Below are 4,432 nucleotides of genomic sequence, written 5' to 3' on the forward strand. Positions count from 1 at the left end.
TACGCTGGTCCGCTCGTAGGCCCGGCTGACAACTTCAAAGAGCAGTTCGGCTCCGGTTTTAGAGAATGGGACATACCCCAGTTCATCGAGGATCAAGAGTCTGGTTTTCTCCAGCCTTTACTTAGTTTCTCTTAAGAGGGCAACCCCGTTGCTGCCTTCGGCGGTAAGCCCGTCGCTCTGCCTGCCTTTGGAGGTTACTTTCCTCACCTATCTTAAAGGAAGATCCACTATGAAATATGTCCCTGAGGGATTGCCTTTCTGCGAGAAATCGGGTACTCTAAGGAGATGCGGTTTCAAGCTGGGAGAAAATCATGCGATATATCTGTTTATTCTTATTTGGTGTTCATTCTTTACTCGCTTGTGTAAATACCAGCTATTCGAGGGATGAAGAAATTCAAATTACCGACAACTTAGCCTATCTTATAATTGGTCGATTCCCAGAGCATGGGGAAGCCTTTTATACTCACAATATTCCGAAATATCGAAAATCCCTCGAATCGGATCCCAATAATACGGTGATTCGCAATGACCTAGCAGTAGCTGTGGACGACGGCTTGAAAACGGTGGAAAACTACCGGTTTGAAATTCTGAGTGCATAAAGTCGTTTGGAGGAGATGAGCGATGCAATGGGTCGTTTCTCAGAGTTTGGGAGTTTGAACAGTTATTCTTTGTTCCGGTCTTTCATACGGTAACTCTTGCCGAATATCGGCACGGGGTCGGAATGATGCAGGAGTCGGTCCAGCACGGTTGAGGCAATTGTGCTGTCGTTGTTGAAGATGGAAGCCCAGTCCTTGAACGGTTTGTTTGTCGTCAAGATAATGGACCCGCGTTCGTAGCGTTGGCTGATGACCTGAAAGAGTAAATCAGCTCCTCGCTGATCAATTGGAAGGTAGCCAACCTCATCAAGGACCAACGTTTGAGGTCGAAGGTATTTCTTGAGCTCACGGCCGAGTTTTCCAGCTTGCTGGGCGGCGGAGAGTTCGTTGATCACGCCGATGGCATCGGCGAAGAGCACTGAATAACCTTCAAGGCAGGCGGCGTAACCCAGAGCGGTTGCAAGGTGCGACTTTCCGACGCCGACGCTGCCGAGAAACACGACATTGGCTTTGCGATTGATGAAGTCCAGGCGGAAAAGGTTCTGGATTTGGAGCCGATTGATCTTTTTGGGCCAGTCCCAATTGAACTGTTCGAGAGTTTTGATGACCGGGAAACGGGCGGCCTTGATTCGGCGCTGAATACTGCGGTCACGCCGCTGGTTGAACTCACCTTCCACGAGACGGCGAAGGTATTCAAGATGATCCCAATTTTCTTGAGCGGCCTGATCGGCCGAAGTCGAATGTTGGGATTTTATGAAAGGTAGCTTGAGGTAGTCGAGGTGCTCGATCAGCAGTGAGGGTTTGGACGGCCTGGGTGATTTGGATTTCATGATTCATTAAGGTCGATTGGTGGTGGTTTCAGTTCGTAGGCGGAGAGATCGGCGGCGGGGAGTTCCAGGTCCAGCAGGTCTTGTCTCCGGGTCAGATGCAAAGCGTCGGGAGCGGGCTCCGAGCGCTCGCGCTGCGCCAGGATGTTGGCGATGTATTCGCAGCCGTAAGCTTCGAAGTTAACGGCGTCGAGGATTGCGCAAGCGGTCTTTTCGATGCCGTAGATCTCACTGAGTGCTACGATCTTCTGAATGTGATGGGGGGTGTTGAGACGCTTTTCCTGCAGTTTTCGGCAGTAGAACTCGGAGTGCGGACTCAAGTTCAGGAAAGCGAGCAGCAGGGTTTGTTGACGAGCCTTTCTGCGTTGGATCAACAGTTCCTTCGGGTGATCCGGATCATCGATTTTCTGATTACGATCGTAGCATCGGGAGTGAGTGGCGATGAGTTTTTCGTTGTAATATATGAGAAGATCATCGGGATAAACTTTGAGAGAAAGCTTCTGTGAGGCGTAGAGGAAGGGTAGCGAATATCGATTGGCATCGAAGCGCACCCGGCAACAACTGTTGGCACCGGTGGATTTAATGACTGCGCAGTCGTAAGGCATGGTCGAGAGTGGTTTGAGATGAGGTTTTTCCTGCTCGAAACGCTCCACCGGCTTGTTGCGGGTTTCGCCGTGAATACGCACGTTGGCCACCGTATCCAACCATTGGCGGCCCGCGGGATTGACGGCCTCGAATGAAGGAATATCCAAACCGTTGAGGAAATTCTTTTTCACATAGCCGACTCCATTTTCCACGCGTCCTTTTTCATTTGCCTTGCGGACGTTGCAGGCCACCGGTTGGAAACCGTAATGGGCCGCAAAATCCAGATACCGAGGATTGAACTGAGCTTTATCGCCGGTGGGGTGACGCAGCACACCGACCTTGAGGTTATCGATCATGACTTTCTGCGGGCAACCGCCGAAGAATTCCAGGGCGTGTCGGTGGCAGCTTAGAAAATGCTCCATGCTCTCGCGCAGAGTGAACTCAAGATACATCAGGCGGCTGTAGCAGAGGACCATGACGAAGAAGCTCAGGCGGCGGCGGGTCGATCCCACCTGGATGGATCCGTAATTGCCCCAGTCCACCTGAGCACACTCCCCGGCGGCGAACTCAAGCATGAGAAAGGCCGGCTTGCGCACCGGGCGGACTTGACGGACGAACTCGTTGAGAATGCTGTATCCCCCGGTGTAGTCCTGCTCACGAATCCGCTGAAGGATTTGCTGCACCGAATAGGGGTGAGCTTCGAGCATGGCGATGATCGAAGCTTTGAACGGATCGAGTTTGCTGGAGCGCCTGGAATTCTGTCGGGGTTGGTAGGTCGATTGAACGATCCACTTCTCCACCGTTTTGGGATCGAGATGAAGTTCGACGGCGATCTGAGAAGCTTTCAAGTTCTTCTGATCGTGGAGAAGGCGAATCCGGCAGAAGGTTGAATAATCGATCAAGCTTCACCTCCGGACTCCAGGGCAGAGCGTAGGATTTGAGCGACAGACCGGGGGCGGGCACTGCGTTCTCCCAAACCGGCGAATGATTCCGAAACCGGATCCAGAGAGAGCACTTGGTAAAGAGGTTTTTTGTAGGCGATCAAATCGGCCTCCCTGAGTCCGATGCGTGCTTCGGACAACTGAGCGGTATCGAGTTTGAGGTGCCGGCAAATGGACCGGTCGGAGTAATAGCTCAAACCCTGAATATCGGAGACGCTCACCAGGAAAAGATAAAGAGCCAGAGACTCACAGTCGCAACGCCGGATGTAGTCCTGACGGACCAGTCTATGGTCAATCCAACTGAAGCCGTCGGGGATTTGACGGAGTCGGTCAGGGCGGAGGGGATGTTTTTCGATCATGGTTTGAAGTCGCTGAGTTTTGTCGTTGATCGGGGACTTTGAGTCCCAGAATGTTCATCCCTCTGAGTAGCACCTGATTGGTGGTGGCGGCGATGTCATCTTGTAACGTACTACCAGTTACCATGGAGATAAGCCCAAGAAACGCAGGATGTTCGGTAAGACAGAAATCTTGTAACGTACTGGATTGGCTTCCGGTTGCGTTACAAGATCGCTGATCGGGGTTAACCGGCTTGGAATCAACAGTTTGACTCTCTTCAGACACGAGTTTGGACTTTTTCCAGTAGCCCGGATGACGCTTGCGCCACTCCTGAACACGCCGCACGTGATCCGGGTCTCGGAAGTAATCGCGGTTTCCACTTTTGGCCAACCATCGACGCTGGCTTTCGGCTTTGGCAGCCCGGCGGCAATCGGGTGCAGCACAGAAGATTTGGCGTTTGATGCTGCGGTAGTTCGGCGTGAATAACTTCCTGCAGCACCGACACTTTCGATGAATTACATTGCGGCTCATCTCGAGCCGGAACTTGAGAAATAAAGGAAAGAAAATCGACTGATAAAGAGACCGGGAAAGAAGAAAAAGTGAAGAAGGAAGAAGAGACTTCAGGCTGAATTTCGAAGAAGAATCAGGATCGAAGAAGACGGAATTTCAAACCGTTAGTTTTGCCCCACTTTCATTCCGTCGCTGACACACCTCCATGTATTTTTCGCTGGGTTTTCAAAATAACATCAAAAAACGGGTGATTTCAGTGTGAAAAGCTACACCAAACGACGGGGTGTCCATTTAACGAGCATACGTTTTGTCGCTTTATTTTAAATGCATTCGTTTGTTTTCAGGCATGTTTTCGAGGATATGAGGATACTGAAATCATCACTACTTCGGTTTTTAGTAAAAAAATCAGTTCCGCCTATAAAACCGTGAGTTCTCCATTTTTCAGCATCTCGGCCACCTTGGCGAATACCAGCATTTTACGGATTGACGGGGTATCGAACATGCAGCCATCCAGTGCGATTTTTCTGATTTCAGACTGCTTCTTTTCTGGAAGGTTTTCGTAGAATTTCTCAGCTGCTCGCAATTCGTCCTCAGCAGCCTCCTGACGGGATTTATCCTCTTGTTCCTCCCGTTGGGC

The 4,432-nt window shown here is 50.9% G+C and carries 5 protein-coding genes; 1 reads left to right on the forward strand and 4 read right to left on the reverse strand.

Annotated elements, in window-relative coordinates:
- Nucleotides 1-114: ATP-binding protein (locus EYQ01_10390; protein HIE66193.1), on the reverse strand; the 114-nt coding region annotated here is incomplete at its 3' end.
- Nucleotides 115-311: 197 nt separating this feature from the next.
- On the opposite strand from EYQ01_10390, the gene EYQ01_10395 reads away from it, so the two are divergent.
- Nucleotides 312-599 carry a hypothetical protein gene (locus EYQ01_10395; GenBank protein HIE66194.1) on the forward strand — a complete coding sequence of 96 codons (288 nt, stop codon included), beginning with the start codon at nucleotides 312-314 and terminating at the stop codon, nucleotides 597-599.
- Nucleotides 600-661: 62 nt separating this feature from the next.
- On the opposite strand, the gene EYQ01_10400 is transcribed toward EYQ01_10395, so the two are convergent.
- From EYQ01_10400 to EYQ01_10410, 3 genes are read right to left on the reverse strand one after another with little or no spacing between them, the layout of a single operon-like run.
- Nucleotides 662-1,426 carry an ATP-binding protein gene (locus tag EYQ01_10400; protein HIE66195.1) on the reverse strand — a complete coding sequence of 255 codons (765 nt, stop codon included), beginning with the start codon at nucleotides 1,424-1,426 and terminating at the stop codon, nucleotides 662-664.
- Entirely contained in the window at nucleotides 1,423-2,910 is a 1,488-nt protein-coding gene (locus EYQ01_10405) for an IS21 family transposase (GenBank protein ID HIE66196.1), read from the reverse strand. Before EYQ01_10405 ends, EYQ01_10400 begins: the two co-directional genes overlap by 4 nt.
- The gene (locus EYQ01_10410; protein HIE66197.1) at nucleotides 2,907-3,308 is read right to left on the reverse strand and encodes a hypothetical protein; all 402 of its coding nucleotides are present in this window, start codon (nucleotides 3,306-3,308) and stop codon (nucleotides 2,907-2,909) included. The genes EYQ01_10405 and EYQ01_10410 overlap by 4 nt, the downstream gene beginning before the upstream one ends.
- Nucleotides 3,309-4,432: the final 1,124 nt, after the last annotated feature.

The organism is Candidatus Manganitrophaceae bacterium, from assembly GCA_012960925.1.
Taxonomy (GTDB): Bacteria; Nitrospirota; Nitrospiria; order SBBL01; family JAADHI01; genus DUAG01.